16 protein-coding genes are annotated in these 19,379 nt (G+C 71.2%); 8 read left to right on the plus strand and 8 right to left on the minus strand.

Features of this window, described 5'->3' with window-relative positions:
- Positions 1–63 precede the first annotated feature (63 nt).
- On the plus strand, positions 64–1,095 hold the full coding sequence (locus GA0070215_RS00875) for a GNAT family N-acetyltransferase (protein ID WP_091040937.1): 1,032 nt from the start codon (positions 64–66) through the stop codon (positions 1,093–1,095).
- Positions 1,096–1,106: 11 nt separating this feature from the next.
- Here GA0070215_RS00875 and GA0070215_RS00880 read toward each other — a convergent pair whose 3' ends face one another.
- The 3 genes from GA0070215_RS00880 to mshB all read right to left on the minus strand — a co-directional run bounded on the left by GA0070215_RS00880 (position 1,107) and on the right by mshB (position 3,072).
- Entirely contained in the window at positions 1,107–1,571 is a 465-nt protein-coding gene (locus tag GA0070215_RS00880) for a hypothetical protein (protein WP_026267711.1), read from the minus strand.
- A gap of 86 nt (positions 1,572–1,657) precedes the next feature.
- The gene (locus GA0070215_RS00885) at positions 1,658–2,131 is read right to left on the minus strand and encodes a hypothetical protein (protein ID WP_244166822.1); all 474 of its coding nucleotides are present in this window, start codon (positions 2,129–2,131) and stop codon (positions 1,658–1,660) included.
- A gap of 17 nt (positions 2,132–2,148) precedes the next feature.
- Positions 2,149–3,072, minus strand: coding sequence for an N-acetyl-1-D-myo-inositol-2-amino-2-deoxy-alpha-D-glucopyranoside deacetylase (gene mshB / locus GA0070215_RS00890; RefSeq protein ID WP_026267709.1), 924 nt, complete (start codon positions 3,070–3,072; stop codon positions 2,149–2,151).
- Between the two features lie 85 nt (positions 3,073–3,157).
- Here mshB and GA0070215_RS00895 point away from each other — a divergent pair, with 85 nt between their 5' ends.
- A complete protein-coding gene (locus GA0070215_RS00895; RefSeq protein WP_091040941.1) occupies positions 3,158–5,302 on the plus strand; it encodes a S9 family peptidase in 2,145 nt (714 codons plus the stop codon).
- An 87-nt stretch (positions 5,303–5,389) separates the two neighbouring features.
- Here GA0070215_RS00895 and GA0070215_RS00900 read toward each other — a convergent pair whose 3' ends face one another.
- The 5 genes from GA0070215_RS00900 to GA0070215_RS00920 all read right to left on the minus strand — a co-directional run bounded on the left by GA0070215_RS00900 (position 5,390) and on the right by GA0070215_RS00920 (position 11,365).
- Positions 5,390–7,132, minus strand: a complete 1,743-nt coding sequence (locus GA0070215_RS00900) for an ABC transporter substrate-binding protein (protein WP_091040943.1) — start codon at positions 7,130–7,132, stop codon at positions 5,390–5,392.
- Positions 7,133–7,240: 108 nt separating this feature from the next.
- The gene (locus tag GA0070215_RS00905; RefSeq protein WP_091040944.1) at positions 7,241–8,227 is read right to left on the minus strand and encodes an ABC transporter permease; all 987 of its coding nucleotides are present in this window, start codon (positions 8,225–8,227) and stop codon (positions 7,241–7,243) included.
- Between the two features lie 11 nt (positions 8,228–8,238).
- Positions 8,239–9,246 (minus strand): ABC transporter permease, encoded by a 1,008-nt coding sequence (locus GA0070215_RS00910; RefSeq protein ID WP_091040946.1) that lies wholly within the window; start codon positions 9,244–9,246, stop codon positions 8,239–8,241.
- The gene (locus tag GA0070215_RS00915) at positions 9,243–10,265 is read right to left on the minus strand and encodes an ABC transporter ATP-binding protein (protein WP_091040948.1); all 1,023 of its coding nucleotides are present in this window, start codon (positions 10,263–10,265) and stop codon (positions 9,243–9,245) included. The genes GA0070215_RS00910 and GA0070215_RS00915 overlap by 4 nt, the downstream gene beginning before the upstream one ends.
- Complete coding sequence (locus GA0070215_RS00920; protein ID WP_091040950.1) at positions 10,262–11,365, minus strand: ABC transporter ATP-binding protein; 1,104 nt, start codon at positions 11,363–11,365, stop codon at positions 10,262–10,264. Before GA0070215_RS00920 ends, GA0070215_RS00915 begins: the two co-directional genes overlap by 4 nt.
- Before the next feature lie 240 nt (positions 11,366–11,605).
- On the opposite strand from GA0070215_RS00920, the gene GA0070215_RS00925 reads away from it, so the two are divergent.
- The 6 genes from GA0070215_RS00925 to GA0070215_RS00950 all read left to right on the plus strand — a co-directional run bounded on the left by GA0070215_RS00925 (position 11,606) and on the right by GA0070215_RS00950 (position 19,316).
- Complete coding sequence (locus GA0070215_RS00925) at positions 11,606–12,154, plus strand: Uma2 family endonuclease (RefSeq protein ID WP_091040952.1); 549 nt, start codon at positions 11,606–11,608, stop codon at positions 12,152–12,154.
- A 151-nt stretch (positions 12,155–12,305) separates the two neighbouring features.
- The gene (locus GA0070215_RS00930) at positions 12,306–13,742 is read left to right on the plus strand and encodes a TldD/PmbA family protein (protein ID WP_091040954.1); all 1,437 of its coding nucleotides are present in this window, start codon (positions 12,306–12,308) and stop codon (positions 13,740–13,742) included.
- 76 nt (positions 13,743–13,818) lie between these two features.
- The gene (locus GA0070215_RS00935) at positions 13,819–15,237 is read left to right on the plus strand and encodes a TldD/PmbA family protein (protein WP_018784701.1); all 1,419 of its coding nucleotides are present in this window, start codon (positions 13,819–13,821) and stop codon (positions 15,235–15,237) included.
- Between the two features lie 227 nt (positions 15,238–15,464).
- Positions 15,465–16,286, plus strand: coding sequence for a hypothetical protein (locus GA0070215_RS00940; RefSeq protein WP_026267706.1), 822 nt, complete (start codon positions 15,465–15,467; stop codon positions 16,284–16,286).
- Between the two features lie 10 nt (positions 16,287–16,296).
- A complete protein-coding gene (locus GA0070215_RS00945; protein ID WP_091040956.1) occupies positions 16,297–18,210 on the plus strand; it encodes a fumarate reductase/succinate dehydrogenase flavoprotein subunit in 1,914 nt (637 codons plus the stop codon).
- Positions 18,210–19,316, plus strand: coding sequence for a succinate dehydrogenase/fumarate reductase iron-sulfur subunit (locus tag GA0070215_RS00950; protein ID WP_018784698.1), 1,107 nt, complete (start codon positions 18,210–18,212; stop codon positions 19,314–19,316). Before GA0070215_RS00945 ends, GA0070215_RS00950 begins: the two co-directional genes overlap by 1 nt.
- Positions 19,317–19,379: the final 63 nt, after the last annotated feature.

The following is a 19,379-nucleotide window of genomic DNA, read 5'->3' on the forward strand; positions in this document are numbered from 1 at the left end:
AAGACTCGTCGCGATCAACCGCAACGGTAAGAGCCTAGTATCTCGCCGGGGAGGGGGTCGATCGTGCTCCGACAGCAGGACGTGGGACACCGGATCGTGGTCCGCCGGATTGTGGGGATTCGAGAGGGCCGCACGCTGTTCTCCGACGCGCTCGGCGAACTCGTGGAGCTGAGCGAGACCCACATCACCCTGTCCACCGACGCCGGGCCGCTGCGCGTACCGGTGGCCGAGGTGCATCGGGCCAAGCGGGTGCCGCCGGCCCGCCGGCCCACCGCCGCCGCCGTGGTCGCGCTGGAGCTGGCCGCCGACGAGGCGTGGCCCGCACCGGTACGCGGACGGCTCGGCGACTGGCTGCTGCGCTGGGCCGACGGCTGGACCGGGCGGGCGAACAGCGCGTTACCCGCCGGCGACCCGGACCGCCCGCTGCCCGCCGCGCTCGACGCGGTGCAGCGCTGGTACGCCGAGCGCGGCGGGTCCGCCCTGGTGAACACCCCGCTGCCGCTGGCCGCACCGGTCGGGGCGGAGCTGGACGCCCGCGGCTGGACGTCCCGGCCTCCGGTACTGGTGCAGACCGTCCCGCTGCGCACCCTGACCGCGCCGCCGGAGACCGTCCCCGCCGACGTGCACCCCGGGCGCGTCGCGATGCCGGCGGCCGCTGACCCCCCGCCGCCGGCATCACCCGCCGGGACGCCGCCGGTGACTCTGACCGGCACGCCCACCGACGACTGGCTGGCCATCTGCGCCGGCCGCAAGGGCGGCCTGCCGGACGCCGCGCGGCACGTGCTCACCGCCGTCGACCGGGTCCGCTTCGCGGAGCTGCGCGTCGACGGCCGGTTGCTCGCCATCGGCCGGGGGACGGTGACCGGCGGGGGCCGCTGGCTCGGCCTCGGCCTGCTCGAAGTGCTGCCCGAGGCGCGGCGGCGGGGATTCGCCACTGCCGTCGTCCGCGCCCTGGCCGACTGGGGTGCGGACGAGGGCGCCGCCCGCGCGTTCCTCCAGGTGGAACAGAGCAACACCGGCGCTGTGACGCTCTACCGGCGGCTCGGCTTCACCACCCACCACACCTACCTGACCCGGGTCGCCCCGACGGCCTGAGCGGCGGACGGTCAGCGCCGGACGATCTTGCGGGGCCGGGTGCGCTTCATCTCGGCGTAGCGCTTGAGCTGGCGGGACCGGTAGTCCCGGCCCAGTGCGGTCAGGATCAGGTAGCCGACCAGCACGCCCGCCGCGCTGGCCGCGAGGTAGAGCCAGATCTGGGCGAAGAAGAGGCCCGCGCCGCCGCCGAACGGGTTCTCCCCGACCAGCAGCGGGCCGACGAACACGGTGAGCGCCAGCGCGACCGCGACCGCGGCGGCCAGGTCACCGGCCCAGCGGTCCAGCGGCCGGTCGGCGCCCCACCGGAACGCGGTGCCGGCCAGGATCAGTCCGATGACCAGGAACATGGCGAGCGAGACACGGCCGGTCGCGGTGTCGTCGTCCGGGAACGCGAGTTTGATCACCAGCCGGGCCACCACGTTCACCCCGAACAACGCGGCTGCCAGCACACCCACCGCACGCCACCGCTGACCCATCGCACGCCTCCCGCCGTACCGCCCGCTCCCTCGGCGGGCCCTCTGGCAGGAATGTCTACCACCGCTGCCGGTGCGCCGTCAGCACCTCAGCGGACAGGCGGCGGCGTCACCAGTTGCCGGAAGCCCACCACCGCGAACGTGATCGCGCCGGCCACGATCAGCGCCAGGCCCAGCACGTTGTCGCCGACCAGTGCGAGATCACCCTCGACGGTACGGACACCACCCGCCACGATCACCACAAACCACGGCAGCGCGGCCAGCACGATCGCCCAGCGGCCACCGGTCGACCGGCGCGCGTACGAGCCCAGCAGCACAGTCGACGCCACCACGGCGGCGACCCCGACGGCCACCGCGCCGATCCCGACCAGCGCCTGCGGCACGCCGGAGAGGCCCTGCACGATGTTCCAGGCCCAGGTCGCGAAGATCAGTTCGAGCAACGCGAGCAGGACGCCGGCCCAGACCGTCACGACACCGCCGGCCACCCGCAACGCGCGGTCGAGCGCCCGCTCCGCCGGGCTCGGCGTCGCGGCCGTCGGCGGCTGCTCGGGAAGGGTCGACACGGGTACGGCCGGCAACGTCACCGGAGACCGGCCGCCGCGACCGGAGACCGCTGCGCGCCGTCCACGGCGATCCCGGCGAAGAGGTCGCCCTCCCAGCCGTACGGGCCGGCGCCCGGCCCCTTGTCGCCGACGGCGAGCGTGAAGTACTCGACGCCCATGAACTCGCCGCCGAAGTTGCCGGCGATCGAGTACAGCCAGGAGTTCGCCGGGATCTGCGTGGCGTGGGCGCGCATCGCCGCCTCCTTGGCGGCGTACTGGTCGGTGGCGTCGATCCGGGCGGCGATCTCCGCGTCCGGCGTGCCGAACGGCAGCTCGTCGGCGCTCTCGATGCCGGCGAACGGGTTGTCCGAGGACTCGGTGAACGTCTCCAGACCCGCGTCGAGCACGCTGCGCGGCATGGCCGTCCAGTAGACCTTCGCCGGGGCGATCCCCTCGTCCGCGGCCAGTTCCACCGCCCGCATCGCCACCCGGTGCGCCTGGATGTGGTCGGGGTGGCCGTAGAAGCCGTCCGGGTCGTAGGTGACGAGCACCTGGGGGCGGACCTCACGGATGACGTCCACCAGGTAAGCGGCGGCCTCGTCCAGGTCGGCCTGCCAGAACGCCCTCGGGTGCTCGTTCGTGGCCAGGCCCATCATGCCGGAGTCGCGGTAACGGCCCGCGCCGCCGAGGAACCGGTGGTCGGTGACGCCGAGCGCGGCACAGGCCGCCGTCAGCTCCCCGATCCGGTAGCCGCCGAGCTGGTCCGCCTCGGCCGCGCAGAGCCCGGCCAGCGCCGGGACGTGGATCTCGCCCTCCTCGCCCAGGGTGCAGGTGACGAGCGTGACGTGGGCACCGGTGGCGGCGTAGTGCGCCATCGTCGCGCCGGTGCCGATCGACTCGTCGTCGGGATGCGCGTGGACCAGCAGAAGTCGCCGGTCGGGCAGGGTCGTCACGCCCGTCACTCTAACCGGCGGTCCTGCCCGCTCGACGGTGATGCGTCCGCCCAGGTCGGCCACATCACCTCCGGCGCCCGCCTACGCTGCAGGCGTGGACTTTCCCGAGCTGGCCGCCCGTACCCGTCGGTTCAGCCACGGGGCGCCGCGCGCCGTCACCGTCGCGGGCGACAGCGCCCGGGTGATCTTCCTGCGTTCCGCGGGACCGGAGGACCCGGCCGACGCGCTCTGGCTGCTCGACGTCGACAGCGGCGAGGAACGACTGGTCGCGGACCCGGCGGTGCTGCTGGGCACGGACGCCGAACCGGCCCGCCTCGCCCCCGGCGAGCGGGCACTGCGCGAGCGGTTGCGGCTCAGCTCCGGCGGCATCGGCTCGTACGCGCTGGACTCGGCCGGACGGGTCGCCGCGTTCGCGCTGGCCGGGCGGCTGTTCCGGGCCGACCTGGTGCACGGCGACGTGGTCGAGGTGACGGCCGTCGGACCGGTGATCGACCCGCGACCCGACCCGGCCGGCGAGCGGCTGGCGTACGTCACCGACGCCGCCGAGGGGGTGCGCCGGGGCCAGTTGCGGGTGGTGGAGCCGGACGGTACCGACAACCTGCTCGCCGGGGAGGACAGCGGCGTCACCTGGGGGCTGGCCGAACACGTCGCCGCGGAGGAGTTCCACCGCTACCGGGGGTACTGGTGGGCGCCGGACGGGCGCAGCGTACTGGCGGCCCGGGTCGACGAGTCCCGCCTGGAACGCTGGTACCTGCACGACCCGGCCGACCCGGCGACCCCGCCGACGTCGCTCGCGTACCCCGTGGCGGGCGGGCCGAACGCGGAGGTCAGCCTGCACCTGCTCGACCTCGACGGCGGCTGGGTCGACGTGCACTGGGACCGGGAGACCTACCCGTACCTGAGTTCGGTGGACTGGGCCGAGGGCGGACCGCTCATCACCGTGCTGCGCCGCTCGCAGCAGCACGGCCTGGTGCTGGCGGTGGACCCGCGTACCGGCGAGACGCAGGTGCACGCCGAGCTGGCCGACCCGCGCTGGGTCGAGCCGATCCCCGGCACCCCGGCGCACCTGCCCGACGGACGGGTGCTGGTCGGCGGCGAGCTGGCCCACGACGGGTACGACGCCCGCTGCCTGTTCGCCGACGGCACGCTGCTCACGCCGCCGTCGCTGTACGTGCGGCGGGTCGTCGGGCGGCTGCCGAACGGCCCGAACGCGCCGGCGGACCTGCTGGTGGAGGCGAGCGAGGGTGAACCGAGCCAGCGTCACCTCTACCGGGTGCGGACCACGATCGGCGGCGGCATGGACGCCCGCCGGATGGGCAGCGATCCGGGCTGGCACACGGCCTCGATCGGCGGGTCCACGCTGGCGGTGGGCATCGCGTCGCTGGAGCACGCCGGGGTCCGCTGGCGGGTGTGGCACGGCGACCGTGAGGTGGGTGAGCTGCGTTCGTTCGCCGCCACCTGCTCGTACGCGCCGCGGCCGACGATGGTCCGGGTGACCGACCGGCGGCTGCCCAGCGCGGTGCTCTACCCGGCCGAACACGTCAAGGGCACCCGGCTGCCGGTGCTGCTTGACATCTACGGCGGCCCCGGCCACCAGGAGGTGGTGGCGGCCCGCAGCGTCTGGCTGGAACGGCAGTGGTGGGCCGAGCAGGGCTTCGCGGTGGTCACCATCGACAACCGGGGCACCCCGGGCATCGCGCCGTCGTTCGAGAAGGCGATCCACCGCCGGGTAGCGGACGTGATCCTCACCGACCAGGTGGACGCGCTCACCGCACTCGCCGACAAGCACCCGGATCTGGACCTGGAACGGGTGGCGGTGCGCGGCTGGTCGTTCGGCGGCTGGCTGGCCGGGCTCGCGGTGCTGCGCCACCCGGAGTTGTTCACGTGCGCGATCGTCGGCGCGCCGGTCACCGACTGGGCGCTGTACGACACCGCGTACAGCGAGCGTTACCTGGGCATGCCGGACGACGGGATGGACGTGTACGCACACCATTCGCTGGTCGAGCTGGCCGCCGAGCCGCTGGGCGACCCGGCGCAGGCCCGGCCGATGCTGCTGGTGCACGGACTGGCCGACGACAACGTGCTCGCCGCGCACACGCTGCGGCTGTCGGCGGCGCTGCTGGCGACGGGCCGCCCGCACGCGGTGCTGCCGCTCACCGGCGCGAGCCACCTGGCCGCCGGCGGGGTGTCCGAGCGCCTGCTCCGCCTGGAGCTGGACTTCCTCCGCCGCTACTTGTAAGGAAGGGCCCCCTTTTAACGCCTGCGGTAGAGGAAGGGCCCCTTGTTAACGCGCGGCGTTAACAAGGGGCCCTTCCTTCCACGACGGCTACTGCTTGACGTACGCGTTGACGAAGTTCGGGTAGCCGAACACGGAGGAGATGAACACTCCGCCCGCTCTGGACCCGTGCACGTTGTACGCCACGTCCACGTAGAGCGGCACCACAGGCGCGTGCTCCTTCATGATCCGCTCGTCGAGCTTGCCCCACTCCGGGCCCTGCTCGGACGGCGGCAGCGCCAGGATCCGGTCCATCTCGGCGTTGATCGCGTCGTCGTTGAAGTACGACTGGTTGCTGTTGCCCTCGGCCTTGATGGTCCGGCCGTCGTAGAGCACCGGCAGGATCGACGCGCCGCTGGGCCAGTCCGCCGCCCAGTTGCCGATGTACAGGTCCCAGGGGTTGTCCTTCTTCTTGATCTCGTCCAGCTTCGCGTCGTCCGGGATGTTCCGGACCGTGATCTTGAAGCCGGCGCGCTCCAGGTTGCCCTTGAGCTGGACCGCCTCCGCCTGCTCGGTCGTGTTGTCGGCGACGCCGAGGACCAGCTCGGGGGTCTGGCCGCCGAGCAGCTCCTTGGCCTTCTCCACGTTGCCGTTGGCGCCCGCCGGGTACGCGTCGTACGCCTTGTAGCCGATGGTCGACGGCGGCATCAGCGTGGTGATCGGCTGCGCGACGGTCTGGCCGCCGAGCGCCTTGACCAGGCCCTCACGGTCGATCGCGTAGTTGAGCGCCTGACGGATCTTCAGGTCCTTGACCCGCTGGGTGTTGATCACGAGCTGGTTGGCGCTCGGGGTGGGGGACAGCAGCGTGCGGGGCTTCAGCGCCGGGTCACCGGCGACCTTGGCCACGAGCGAGGCCGGCACCGAGTTGAACGCCAGCGCGCTCTGGTCGGCACCGTTGTCCGCGATCACCCGGTTGTTGGCGGCGTCGGCGGTCGGGCCGAAGCTCCAGACGAACTGGTCCGGGTACTGGTGCCGCACCGGGTCGGTCTTCGCGTCCCAGTTCGGGTTGCGGTCCAGCGTGAGCTGGACCCCGACCTGGTTCTTGGCGATCTTGTACGGGCCGGACGAGAACGGCTTCTGGTCCAGGTTGACCCCGGTGTCCTTCTCCGGCTTGAGCGGCGCCGTGGTGGGCAGCGAGACCGCGAACGGCAGGTCGCAGCGCGGCTTGGCGAACTCGAAGCGCAGCGTCTTGGCGTCCGGCGTGGTCAGGCCCGGCGGCAGCGACGTCTTGTTCTGCTTGAAGTCCCACTTGGTGTCGTACTGCGCGGTGTCGGCCAGCCACTCCTGGATGTAGGTGGGGCCGCCGGTGAGGTCCGGGTCGAAGGAGCGGGCGATGCCGTACGCGATCTCCTTGGAGGTGATCGGGCTGCCGTCCTCGAACTTCACCCCGTCCTTGATGGTGAATTCCCAGACCTTGCAGTCGTTGTCGACGTTCTTGCCCGGGTTCTCGGCCAGGTCACCCACCAGGACCAGGCCACCCTTGCCGTCGTCCTTCCAGGTGGTCAGGTAGCGGGCGAAGAGCGGGCTGGCCATCAGGCCGGCGAACGAGTACGTCCGCTGCGGGTCCAGGTGGGAGATGGGGGTCTCCCGGATGATGGTGAACGTCCCGCCCTTGGCCGCGCCGTCGATCTCGGCGGCCGGCCCCTGCGAGTCCTTGGGGTCGGTCGCGATGACCCCGGCCTGCTGCCGGTTGGTGTCCACAGTGGTGCCTTCGCCCGTGTTCTCCGAGCAGGCACCGAGTGCCACAACCAGTGCGATGGCGCCGCCAGCGGCGGCCGCTGCGCGTGGTCGCATGTCCTACCTCCTCCACCCGTTCGCCGAGCGCTCCCGCCGACGTCCCGAGGATCCTAAAGAAGAAAAGCTACGAGTTGGGTAACAGTTGTCGATAAATTTCGTCGCGGTTCAACCGAGCCGCACCCGCGGGTCGATCACCGCGTAGAGCAGGTCCACCACCACGTTCGCCAGCACCACGAAGACCGCCGCGATCAACACGGTCGCCATGATGGTCGGCAGGTCGCCCGCACGGACCGCGTCGACAGCGGTACGCCCCATCCCGTTCAGACCGAATGTCGTCTCGGTGATCACCGTGCCGCCCAGCGCCCCACCCACGTCCAGACCGGCGATCGTCACCACCGGCGTGATCGCGGCGCGCAGCGCGTGCCGGCCGTACACCTTGCGTTTGGCCAGGCCCTTCGCCCGCGCGGTCCGGACGAAGTCCTCCGACAGTGTCTCCAGCATCTGCGCCCGCGACAGTCGCGCGTAGATCGCGGAGAAGAGGAACGCCAGCGCCACCCAGGCCAGCACCAGCCCGCTCGTCCATTTCAGCGGGTTTTCGAACAACGAGGTGTAGCTCGGTACCGGCAGCAGGCGCAGGTTGTAGACGAAGACGATGAGCAGCACCGCGCCGACGAAGTAGAGCTGCAACGAGGCGCCGGTGAGCGAGAAGCCGATCGCCGCCCGGTCCAGCCAGCTTCCCCGGCGCAGCGCCGAGAGCATGCCCAGGCCGACGCCGAGCAGCAGCCACAGGATCGCTGCCGGGATGACGATGCTCAGCGTCACCGGCAGCACCCGGGCGATGGTGTCCGAGACCGCCTCGTTCGACACGTACGACCAGCCGAGGCAGGGGGCGTCGCACCGGCCGCCCTGCGCGCTGCCCAGGTCCCGGCCGGTGAAGATGCCCTTCATGTAGCCGGCGTACTGGCTGATCAGCGGATCACGCAGGCCCAGTTCCTGGCGGACCCGCTCCAGCCGCTCCGGGTTGCAGTTCTTCGGGCACATGCCGGTGACCGGGTCGCGGGGAAGCGCGAAGAACATCAGGAAGCTGAGCACGCTCACCGCGAACAGGGTGAGCGCGGCGGACAGCAGCCGGCGGATGAGGAATCGCGTCATGGTCCGGCCTCCTACCGGGACGACTTCGGGTCGAGCGCGTCGCGCAGCGCGTCACCGAAGAGGTTGAAGGCGAACACGAGCGCGAAGATGGTGATGCCCGGGAAGAAGACGTACGCCGGGTCGGTCTGCAGGTAGTCGAGACTGCGGTAGATCATGCGGCCGAAGCTCGGCGTCTCGTCGGTGAGGCCGACGCCGATGAACGACAACGCGGCCTCGCTGGTGATGTACTGCGGCACCGCGAGCGAGAAGGCGACCAGGATCGGCGCCCAGGCGTTCGGCAGCAACTGCCGGAACAACATGTGCCCGAGGCCCGCGCCACTGGCCCGCGCCGCCTCCACGAACTCGCGTTCGCGCAGCGCGATGATCTGGCCCCGGACCAGCCGGGCCGTGCCGGTCCAGCCGAACAGGGCGAAGATCGCGATGAGCACACCGATCTGGAAGTACGCCGGTACGGCCTCACGCTGGCCGTAGAAGCGCAGCGCGACGGTCGGCATCAGGGCCAGCGCGATGATCAGGAACGGCATGGCCAGGGTCAGGTCGGTGATCCAGTTGATCACCGTGTCCAGCCAGCCACCCAGGTAGCCGGCGAGCGTTCCGAGCGTCACGCCGATCACGGCGGTCAGCACGGCTGCGGCGAACGCGATGAACAGCGACGTCCGCAGGCCGTGCACCATCCGGATGAAGATGTCCCGGCCGAGACCGGGCTCCAGTCCGAACCAGTGCTCCCCGGTCACGCCACCGGCGTAGCCCAACGGCATGCCGTAGCCGTCGAGGCGGTTCTGGAACTGTTCCTTCGGCCCCACCCCGTACAGCGCCTCGATGAGCGGGACGGCGAGCGCGACCAGCACGAAGAACGCCAGCAGGCCGCCGCTGATCAGCGCGGTGCGGTCCCGCTTGAGCCGTGCGAGGGCGAGCTGGCCGGGTGACCGGCCGACGAACTCCGTCCTGCCGCTGTCGTCGCCCTCATCGGGCGACTCGATCTCGGCGAGCGCGACGCCCTCGACCGGCGACAGGCTCATGGGGACACCTCCACGGTTTCGCCGGTCGGCACGCCGACCGGTCCGCTCTCCGGGTGGTGGCAGGCGGTGAGTTGTCCGCCGCCGTCGCGGACGGTCAGGGCGGGTTCTTCGGCGGCGCACCGGTCGGTGGCTTTCCAGCAGCGGGTGCGGAAGCGGCAGCCCGATGGTGGGTTGAGGGGGGTGGGGACGTCGCCGGTGAGGCGGATACGCCCGGCGGGGCCGAGGGTGGTGACGTCGGGGATCGCGGACAGCAGCGCCCGGGTGTACGGGTGCTGCGGGTGGGTGTAGATGGTGTCGCGGTCGCCGATCTCGACGATCTTTCCCAGGTACATGACCGCGACGCGGTGGCAGAAGTGCCGCACGACGGCGAGGTCGTGGGCGATGAACACGAACGCCAGGTCGAGGTCGCGTTGCAGGGTGCGCAGCAGGTTGATGACCTGCGCCTGGATCGACACGTCGAGAGCGGAGACGGGTTCGTCGGCCACGATCAGTTTCGGTTTCAGCGCCAGGGCGCGGGCGATGCCGATGCGCTGGCGTTGCCCGCCGGAGAACTCGTGCGGATACCTGTTGTAGTGCTCCGGGTTCAACCCGACCAGTTCCAGCAACTCCTGCACGCGGTGTTTGATCCCACCGGGTGGGGTGATCCGGTTGACCTGCAACGGCATCGCCACGATCCGCCCGACCGTGTGGCGGGGGTTCAGCGACGCGTACGGGTCCTGGAAGATGATCTGCAGATCCTGCCGCAGCCCGCGCAGCTCACCCCGTTTCGCGTGAGTGATGTCCCGCCCCGCGAAGGAGATGCTGCCGGCGGTGGGCTCCAGCAGCCGCACCAGCATCCGCCCGGTCGTGGTCTTCCCGCACCCCGACTCCCCCACCAGGCCGAGCGTCTCACCCGGCCGCACATCGAAGTCCAGCCCGTCCACCGCCCGGACGGCACCCCTGGCACGGAAGCCCTGACGCACCGGGAAGTGCCTGGTCAGACCCCGCACCGACAGCAGCGGCTCGGCCTCGGCGCTCATCGGGCCACCCCCACCCGGGCGACCTCGTCGCGGTAGATCCGCTCCCGATCCCCCGCCGACAGATGGCAGGCCACCAGGTGACCCGGCACTCCGGCCTCCCGCAGCTCGGGCACCTCGGTACGGGACCGGTCACCGTTGACGCCGGCCCACCGGCAGCGCGGATGGAACGCGCACCCCGACGGCAGGTTGATCAGACTGGGCGGGTTACCGGGAATCGGCAGCAGGTCCGCGTCGGCGTCACCGTGCAACGACGGCACGCTCGACAACAACCCCCACGTGTACGGATGCTGCGGCGCCCGCAACACCCGCGCCACACTGCCGTGCTCGACCGCCCGGCCCGCGTACATCACCAGCACGTCATCAGCCACCTGACTGACCACACCCAGGTCGTGGGTGATCAACACGATCGCCGACCGGAACTCCTCCTGCAGATCCGCCAGCAGGTCCAGGATCTGCGCCTGCACCGTCACATCCAGCGCCGTCGTCGGCTCGTCCGCGATCAGCAGGTCGGGGTCGTTTACCAACGCCATCGCGATCATCGCCCGCTGCCGCATCCCACCGGAGAACTCATGCGGAAACTGATCGAACCGCCTCGCCGGCTGCGGAATCCCCACCCGGCCCAGCATGTCCACCGCCCGCGCCCGGGCCTCTCGCCTCCCGGCCCCCGGGTGGTGCACCCGGTACGCCTCGGCGATCTGCTTCCCCACCGAGTAGTACGGATGCAACGCCGACAACGGATCCTGGAAGATCATCGCCATGTCCCGGCCCCGCAACCGACGAATCTCCTCCTCACCCCGGCCCACCAACTGACGCCCACCCACCGAGATTTCCCCCGAGATGGTCGTGCGCTTCGCGTTGTGCAGACCGAGGATCGCCAGCGACGTCACACTCTTACCGGAACCGGACTCCCCCACGACACCCAACGTGCGACCCCGCTCCACCGCGAACGACACCCCGTCCACGGCCTTGACCACACCGTCCTCGGTGTCGAACCGCACCCGCAGATCCCTGACCTGGAGATAGGGACCGTCGCCGGAGCGCTGCTCCGGCACCTCCGGGCGGTCCGGCTCCCCGGACGGCACCGCCTCCGATCTGCCCATTGACCGCCTCCCCTCGGCAATGAAGAGAACCTACAGCAAATCCCCACAGGCGAAAATAAGCTACATCGAGCGGTCTGTCAGCGGACCGAGCGTAACGACTCGGTCTCCCGATCGCACTCCCCTCACCTGGGACATCCACGGCGGCGATTGGGCATCCCGGCCTCGTCGTCGCACCGAGGGTGCGACCATGGTCCCGGTGACGAAGGGACCATTCCTGTCGGCACGAGGTGGAGGCGACCAATGACCGCGGCGGTGTTCGGCCACGACGGCCCGTGGACCGAAGAGGAGTACCTCGCCCTCGGCGAGACGCGGCAACGCGTCGAACTCTTCGACGGGAGCCTGCACGTGACACCGGCACCGACTCCGCGGCACCAGCGAATCCAGCGGAACCTCGGCAATCTGCTGGAGGCCGCTGCCAGGCCCGCCGGCCTGGAACTGCTGGAGACGGTGAACGTCCGGCTCCGGCCCGGCCGCATACCGATTCCCGACCTGGTCGTCACCGAGCCGATCGACTTCGACGAGCCGATGATCGAGGCGCGGGACGTGCGGCTCGTGTGTGAGGTCATCTCACCGGGCAATACGGCAACCGACAAGGTGCTCAAGATGCACTACTACGCCGCCGCGGGCATCGAGTGGTACCTGCTGGTGGAGCAGGGGACCGGCACACTGCACCTCCACCGGCGACAAGGCCGGCACTATCGGGAGGTGTCGGTGACTAAACCCGGCTCCGTGCTGGAGCTGACCGAGCCCGTCCGGGCCACGATCCGTCCGGAGGATCTCGTCCCCTGACGGATGTCGGCCCGCTCGCCTAGGGTCGGGCGCATGAGCGAGCGTCAGCGAGCGAATCATCGGGGCAGCGCGAAGGTGCCTCATGCCGGCACGCAGCGCAGCGGAGTGCCGGCATGAGCGAGCGTCAGCGAGCGACCCATCAGGACAGCGTATGAGCGAGTTCGACGCGGCGACCGCCGCCGTCCAGGCCGCTCTCGACGCGGGCGCCCGGTACGCCGACGCCCGCGTCATGCACCGCCGCTACGAGTCGATGTCGGCACGCAACGGCGACATCGAGGAGCTGAGCCAGGACGAGAGCATCGGGCTGGGCGTACGCGCGCTCGTCGGATCGGGTTGGGGCTTCCACGCCGTACCCGATCTGTCCGACGCCGCGGCCCGCGACGCCGGCCGGCGCGCCGCGGCGATCGCCACCGCGAGCGCGCGCGTTCCCGGCCCGCCGATCGACCTGGTGCCGGCCGAGGCGACTGTGGCGAGCTGGGCCTCGGACTGCGCGGTCGACCCGCTCGGGGTGCCGCTGTCGGACAAGGGCGACCTGCTGGTCCGGGCCACGGCGACGATGCGTGAGCACGGCGCCGACCTGGCCGAGGGGCTCTACCAGATCTGGGACACCTCGAAGTGGTTCGTCTCCAGCGAGGGCCACCGGATCGACCAGCGCATCCGGGAGTGCGGCGGCGGCATCTCGGCCACGTCGATCGGTGACGGCGAGACCCAGCGGCGGTCCTACCCGAGCTATCGCGGGCAGTACGGCACCACCGGCTGGGAGCTGGTCACCTCGCTCGACCTGGGCGCGCACGCCGCGCGGATCGCTGAGGAGTCCCGCGAGCTGCTCACCGCGCCGCTCTGCCCGGCCGGCGAGACCGATCTGATCCTCGGCGGCGAGCAGCTCGCGTTGCAGATCCACGAGTCGGTCGGGCACGCCATCGAGCTGGACCGCATCCTCGGCTGGGAGGCGGCGTTCGCCGGCACGTCCTGGCTCGACCTGGCCCGCCTCGGTTCGCTGCGCTACGGGTCCGAGCTGATGAACGTGACGATCGACCCCACCATCCCGGGCGCGCTGGGCAGCTTCGGCTTCGACGACGAGGGCTCCCCGGCGGTCGCCCGGGACGCGGTCCGCGAGGGGCGGTGGGTCGGGGTGCTCGCCGGCCGGGACTCGGCCGCCGTCGCCGGATTGGACTACGGCGGCAGCGTACGGGCCGACGGCTGGGCCCGGCTGCCGATGGTGCGGATGACGAACGTGGGCCTGGAACCGGGCCCGCACACACTCGACGAGATCATCGCGGCCACCGACGACGGGGTGCTCATGGACATCAACCGGTCCTGGTCGATCGACGACAAGCGGCTCAACTTCCAGTTCGGCTGCGAGGTCGGCTGGGAGGTGCGCAACGGTCGCCGGGGGCGGATGCTGCGCAACCCGACCTACACCGGCATCGGGCCGGTCTTCTGGCGCTCGATGGACATGCTCTCCTCGGAGACGGTCGCCTGGGGCACGCCCAACTGCGGGAAGGGGCAGCCCGGGCAGGTCGGGCACACCGGCCACCCGGCCGCGCCGGCCCGGTTCCGCGGCGTCCGGGTGGGGGTGCGGGCATGAGCGAGCGCGGCGAGCGAATCAGCCAGCTCAGCGCAAAGGTGCCTCATGACGGCACGGAGCGAAGCGGAGTGACGGCATGAGCGAGCGCGGCATGAGCGCCGAGTTGGAGATCGCCGCCGGGGTGGTGGACCTGGTCCGGCAGACGGCCGGTCGGGCCGCCGAGGCCGAGGTGGTGGTGACCCGCTCCGACCTGGCGCTGACCCGGTTCGCCAACTCGTTCATCCACCAGAACGTGTCCGAGACCGGCGTCTCGGTGCACCTGCGGTTGCACGTGGACGGGCGGACCGCGACCGGCAGCGGCAGCCGGGTCGACGCCGACGGGCTGGCCGTGCTCGTCGAGCGGACCCGGGCCGCGGCCCGGCTCGCGCCGCCCGACCCGGCCTGGCCGGGGCTCACCGCGCCGACGCCCGTGCCGTCGGGCCCGGCCGCCGACGAGGCGACCGCGTTCGCCTCGCCGGATGAGCGGGCCGAGCGGGTACGCGCGTTCGTCGAGGCGGTCGAGGGCCTGGAGGCGGCCGGTTACTGCCGCACCGCGTACCGGTCGGGGGCGTTCGCCAACTCGGCCGGGCACACGGCTGTGGGCCGGGCGGCCGAGGCGGCGATGGACGGCATCGCGCGCGCCGGGGGCGCCGACGGGGTGGCGCGGCTCTGTGCGGACCGGCTGGCCGATCTCGACGGCGCGGCGCTCGGCGCCCGCGCGGCGGCCAAGGCACGCGCCGCGGCCGCACCGGTCGAGCTGCCGCCGGGGCACTACGAGGTGGTGCTCGAACCGGCTGCCGTCGCCGACCTGTTGCAGAACCTGGCCTGGTACGGCTTCAACGGCAAGCGGTACGCCGAACGGCAGTCCTTCGCCGAGCCGGGCACCGCACAGTTCGACCCTTCGGTGACGCTGGTGGACGACCCGCTGCACGCCAGCACGCTGCCGTTCGACCTGGAGGGCACACCCCGCCGGTCGTTGCCACTGGTCGAGGGCGGCACCACAGGGGCGGTGGCGTACGACAGGCGCGGCGGCGCCGAGGCGGGCGCCGGGTCCACCGGCCACGGTATGCCGGGCAGCGCGACGTTCGGGCCGATCCCGCACAACATCCGCCTGCTGGCGGCCGGGGCCGGGGCCGGCGCGGCCGTCGCCGCCGGGCCGGTGAGCGCGGGCGTGACCGGGGCGGTGGGCGACCCGGACACCGCCGCGCTGGTGGCCGGGATGCGGCGCGGGCTGCTGGTCAGCGACTTCTGGTACACGCGGGTGCTGGACCCGAAGCAACTGGTGGTCACCGGGCTGACCCGCAACGGGGTGTGGCTGGTCGAGGACGGCGTGCCGACCCGGGCGGTGCGCGACTTCCGGTTCACCGAGTCGTACCCCCGGGCGCTGGGGTCGGGCCTGGTGCTCGGCCTGGGCCGGACGGCTGCGCGCCAGCCGGGCCGCGTCGACGGCTCCTGGTACGAGGCGCCCGCGCTGCGGCTGTCCTCCTGGCACTTCACCGGCGGTGCGTCCGGGTGACCCGGTGCGCCGCCGGGCGCGCCGGGCCACCGGTCGGCGCGCCGTTCGGCCGACCCAACACATTGATCATGATTCGACTCTTTCCAAGCTGCGGGACACACGGGACACTGCGTTGCGCGGCCGGGCCGTGAAGATCGGCGTAACGTGTGTCACTTAGCCGCACCGGTTCGCCGGTGTGGCCTCGCGCGTGCGCAGGACGTGACAGTGACGTCAGGGAGATGACTCGAATGACAACTACGTCGGCCAGGACGCCGAGACCGCAGCCGCGGGGAGGGCGGGCACGCGCCGCCATCGCGGCGAAGACGTTGCGGACCGACAGATGGTGGTTCGCCCCGCTGATCACCGTGGTGGGGCTCAGCGCGTGGGTCATCTACGCGACGGTCCGGGTCTTCATGCACAAGTGGTACTGGGTGGAGCAGTACCACTACCTGACGCCGTTCTACTCCCCCTGCGTCACCGACCGCTGTGTCGAGGGCTCCTCGCACTTCGGCCAGTTCCTGCCCGGCTGGTGGATCATCCCGGACGCGGCGCTCACCCTGCCGTTCCTGCTGCTGTTCCGCCTGACCTGCTACTACTACCGCAAGGCGTACTACCGGTCGTTCTGGCTGTCGCCGCCGGCCTGCGCGGTGCCGGACGGGCACCAGTCGTACAGCGGCGAGACCCGGTTCCCGCTGCTCGGCCAGAACCTGCACCGCTACTTCTTCTACGCCGCCGCGATCATCTCGCTGATCAACACCTGGGACGCGATCCTCGCCTTCCACTCCCCCGAGGGCTTCGGCTTCGGCCTGGGCAACATCATCCTGCTGGTCAACGTGGTGATGCTGTGGGCGTACACGATTTCCTGCCACTCCTGCCGGCACATCATCGGCGGGCGGCTCAAGCACTTCTCCAAGCACCCGATGCGCTACAAGGCGTGGACCGGGGTGTCCTGGTTGAACGTCCGGCACATGCAGCTCGCCTGGATCACCCTGGGCACCCTGGCGCTCACCGACTTCTACGTGATGGCGGTCGCCGCCGGCTGGATCAACGACCTGCGGTTCATCAACTGAGAGCCTGGACATGACTGAGACGCGAATCGAACGACACCACTACGACGTCGTCGTGATCGGGGCCGGTGGCGCCGGCCTGCGCGCGGCGATCGAGGCCCGGCTGGCCGGCAAGAAGACCGCGATCATCTCGAAGTCGCTGTTCGGTAAGGCGCACACGGTGATGGCCGAGGGCGGCGCCGCCGCCGCGATGGGCAACGTGAACTCGCGCGACAACTGGCAGGTGCACTTCCGGGACACCATGCGCGGCGGCAAGTTCCTCAACAACTTCCGGATGGCCGAGTTGCACGCCAAGGAGGCGCCGCAGCGGATCTGGGAGCTGGAGACGTACGGCGCGCTGTTCGACCGCACCTCCGACGGCAAGATCTCGCAGCGCAACTTCGGCGGCCACGAGTACCCGCGCCTGGCGCACGTCGGCGACCGCACCGGCCTGGAGCTGATCCGTACGCTCCAGCAGAAGATCGTCTCGCTCCAGCAGGAGGACAAGCAGGAGTTCGGCAGCTACGACGCGCGGATCCGGGTGTTCTCCGAGACCACTGTCACCGAGCTGCTGCTCGACGGCGACCGGGTGGCCGGGGCGTTCGGCTACTACCGCGAGTCCGGCGAGTTCGTCCTGTTCGAGGCGCCCGCGGTGGTGCTGGCCACCGGCGGCGTCGGACGCTCCTACAAGGTCACCTCGAACTCGTGGGAGTACACCGGCGACGGCCACGCGCTGGCGCTGCGCGCCGGGGCCACGCTGATCAACATGGAGTTCCTCCAGTTCCACCCGACCGGCATGGTCTGGCCGCCCTCGGTGAAGGGCATCCTGGTCACCGAGTCGGTACGCGGCGACGGCGGGGTGCTGAAGAACTCCGAGGGCAAGCGGTTCATGTTCGACTACGTCCCGGACGTGTTCCGCAAGCAGTACGCGGAGACCGAGGAGGAGGCGGACCGCTGGTACACCGACCCGGACAACAACCGGCGTCCGCCGGAGCTGCTGCCCCGCGACGAGGTCGCCCGCGCCATCAACAGCGAGGTCAAGGAGGGCCGGGGTACGCCGGCCGGCGGCGTCTACCTGGACATCGCCTCCCGTAAGTCGGCCGAGGAGATCCGCCGCCGCCTCCCGTCGATGTACCACCAGTTCAAGGAGCTGGCCGACGTCGACATCACCAGGGAGCCGATGGAGGTCGGCCCGACCTGTCACTACGTGATGGGCGGCGTCGAGGTGGACCCGGACTCCGGCGCGGCGTACGGCGCGGTGCGCGGTCTCTACGCCGCCGGTGAGGTGTCCGGCGGCATGCACGGCTCCAACCGGCTCGGCGGCAACTCCCTGTCCGACCTGCTGGTGTTCGGCAAGCGCGCGGGCGGGCACGCCGCCACGTACGCCGACCAGCTCACCACCCGCCCGGCGGTGTCGGTGGCCGCGGTGGAGGCCGCCGTGGAGACGGCGCTGGCGCCGCTTCAGCGGGACACCGGTGAGAGCCCGTACCAGCTCCAGCAGGACCTCCAGGCGGTGATGGGCGACCTGGTCGGGATCATCCGGCGCGAGGGTGAGCTCGAAGACGCCATGCGCAGGCTGGCCGAGCTGCGGGAGCGGGTGGCGAAGGTGAGCGCGGTCGGTACCCGGCGCTACAACCCGGGCTGGCACCTGGCGCTGGACCTGCGCAACATGCTCGTGGTCTCGGAGTGCACCGCGATGGCGGCGCTGGAGCGGCAGGAGTCGCGCGGCGGGCACACCCGGGAGGACTACCCGGCGATGGACCCGAAGTGGCGGAGCGTCAACCTGGTCTGCTCGCTGGACGGGGACGCGGTCCGGCTGACCCGCAAGCCGCTGCCGAAGATGCGGCCGGAGCTGATCGGGCTGTTCGACCGGGCCGAGCTGGCCAAGTACCTGACCGACGAGGAACTCGCCGAGTTCGACGCCCTCACCGAGGAGGCGAACAACTGATGGGAAGTAAGCGCCAGTTCCGCATCTGGCGGGGCGACGAGACCGGCGGCGACCTGAAGGACTACACGGTCGAGGTCAACGAGGGCGAGGTGGTCCTCGACGTGATCCACCGGCTCCAGGCCACCGAGGCGCCCGACCTGGCGTGCCGGTGGAACTGTAAGGCCGGCAAGTGCGGCTCCTGCTCGATGGAGATCAACGGCAAGCCGCGGCTGGGCTGCATGACCCGGATGTCGACGTTCGAGGAGTCCGAGACCGTCACGGTCACCCCGCTGCGCACCTTCCCGGTGATCCGGGATCTGGTCACCGACGTCTCGTTCAACTACGAGAAGGCCCGGGAGACCCCGGCGTTCGCGCCGCCGGCCGACGTGGCGCCCGGCGACTACCGGATGGAGCAGGTCGACGTCGAGCGCTCGCAGGAGTTCCGCAAGTGCATCGAGTGCTTCCTGTGCCAGAACGTCTGCCACGTGATCCGCGATCACGACGAGAACAAGCCGGCGTTCTCCGGTCCCCGGTACTTCATCCGGGCGGCCGAGCTGGACATGCACCCGCTCGACGCGCGCACCGACCGCCGGGAGTACGCGCAGTCGGACATGGGGCTCGGCTTCTGCAACATCACCAAGTGCTGCACCGAGGTCTGCCCCGAGCACATCAAGATCACCGACAACGGGATCATCCCCATGAAGGAACGGGTCGTCGACCGCAGGTACGATCCCCTTGTGTGGCTCGGTAACAAGATCTTCCGGAGGGGTCAGGTGCCTCAGACCAGCGCGACCAGCGGGCATTCGAGCGGTGCCGTCACGTCCGGAGGGACGCACGGCGGGGCGCACGCGCACGGCGGTGGTCCGCACGTCGGCGGAGTGCACTCGCACGCGGGCGGCTCGCACGACAGCGCCGCCGAGCGTCAGGCCCAGCAGGGCGTCAACTGGCACCGCGAGGTGCCGCACCCGACCGCCCCGGCGGTGGACGCCAGCGGCAAGCTGCCGCTGACCGAGCTGACCTTCAACAAGGCCGCCGCGCCGTCCCCGTTCGGCGACGACGTGACGTTCCCGCTGCCGCCGGAGCACCTCAACTTCGCTCACCCGCAGCAGGACGAGCCGAAGCACTGAACAGCAGCGCGACGATGACGGGGGCCGGCGGCACGAGCCGCGGGCCCTCGTCCCGTCCCTGCC

The sequence above is a fragment of the Micromonospora marina genome, from assembly GCF_900091565.1.
Taxonomy (GTDB): Bacteria; Actinomycetota; Actinomycetes; order Mycobacteriales; family Micromonosporaceae; genus Micromonospora; species Micromonospora marina.

Bases quoted from the DNA above. Each gene is read 5' to 3' on its own strand.
- GA0070215_RS00920 (WP_091040950.1), bottom strand. From the start codon at position 11,365: ATGGGCAGATCGGAGGCGGTGCCGTCCGGGGAGCCGGACCGCCCGGAG.
- GA0070215_RS00905 (WP_091040944.1), bottom strand. From the start codon at position 8,227: ATGACGCGATTCCTCATCCGCCGGCTGCTGTCCGCCGCGCTCACCCTG.
- GA0070215_RS00900 (WP_091040943.1), bottom strand. From the start codon at position 7,132: ATGCGACCACGCGCAGCGGCCGCCGCTGGCGGCGCCATCGCACTGGTT.
- GA0070215_RS00910 (WP_091040946.1), bottom strand. From the start codon at position 9,246: ATGAGCCTGTCGCCGGTCGAGGGCGTCGCGCTCGCCGAGATCGAGTCG.
- GA0070215_RS00950 (WP_018784698.1), top strand. From the start codon at position 18,210: ATGGGAAGTAAGCGCCAGTTCCGCATCTGGCGGGGCGACGAGACCGGC.
- GA0070215_RS00915 (WP_091040948.1), bottom strand. From the start codon at position 10,265: ATGAGCGCCGAGGCCGAGCCGCTGCTGTCGGTGCGGGGTCTGACCAGG.
- GA0070215_RS00935 (WP_018784701.1), top strand. From the start codon at position 13,819: ATGAGCGAGCGCGGCATGAGCGCCGAGTTGGAGATCGCCGCCGGGGTG.
- GA0070215_RS00930 (WP_091040954.1), top strand. From the start codon at position 12,306: ATGAGCGAGTTCGACGCGGCGACCGCCGCCGTCCAGGCCGCTCTCGAC.
- GA0070215_RS00945 (WP_091040956.1), top strand. From the start codon at position 16,297: ATGACTGAGACGCGAATCGAACGACACCACTACGACGTCGTCGTGATC.
- GA0070215_RS00925 (WP_091040952.1), top strand. From the start codon at position 11,606: ATGACCGCGGCGGTGTTCGGCCACGACGGCCCGTGGACCGAAGAGGAG.
- GA0070215_RS00880 (WP_026267711.1), bottom strand. From the start codon at position 1,571: ATGGGTCAGCGGTGGCGTGCGGTGGGTGTGCTGGCAGCCGCGTTGTTC.
- GA0070215_RS00940 (WP_026267706.1), top strand. From the start codon at position 15,465: ATGACAACTACGTCGGCCAGGACGCCGAGACCGCAGCCGCGGGGAGGG.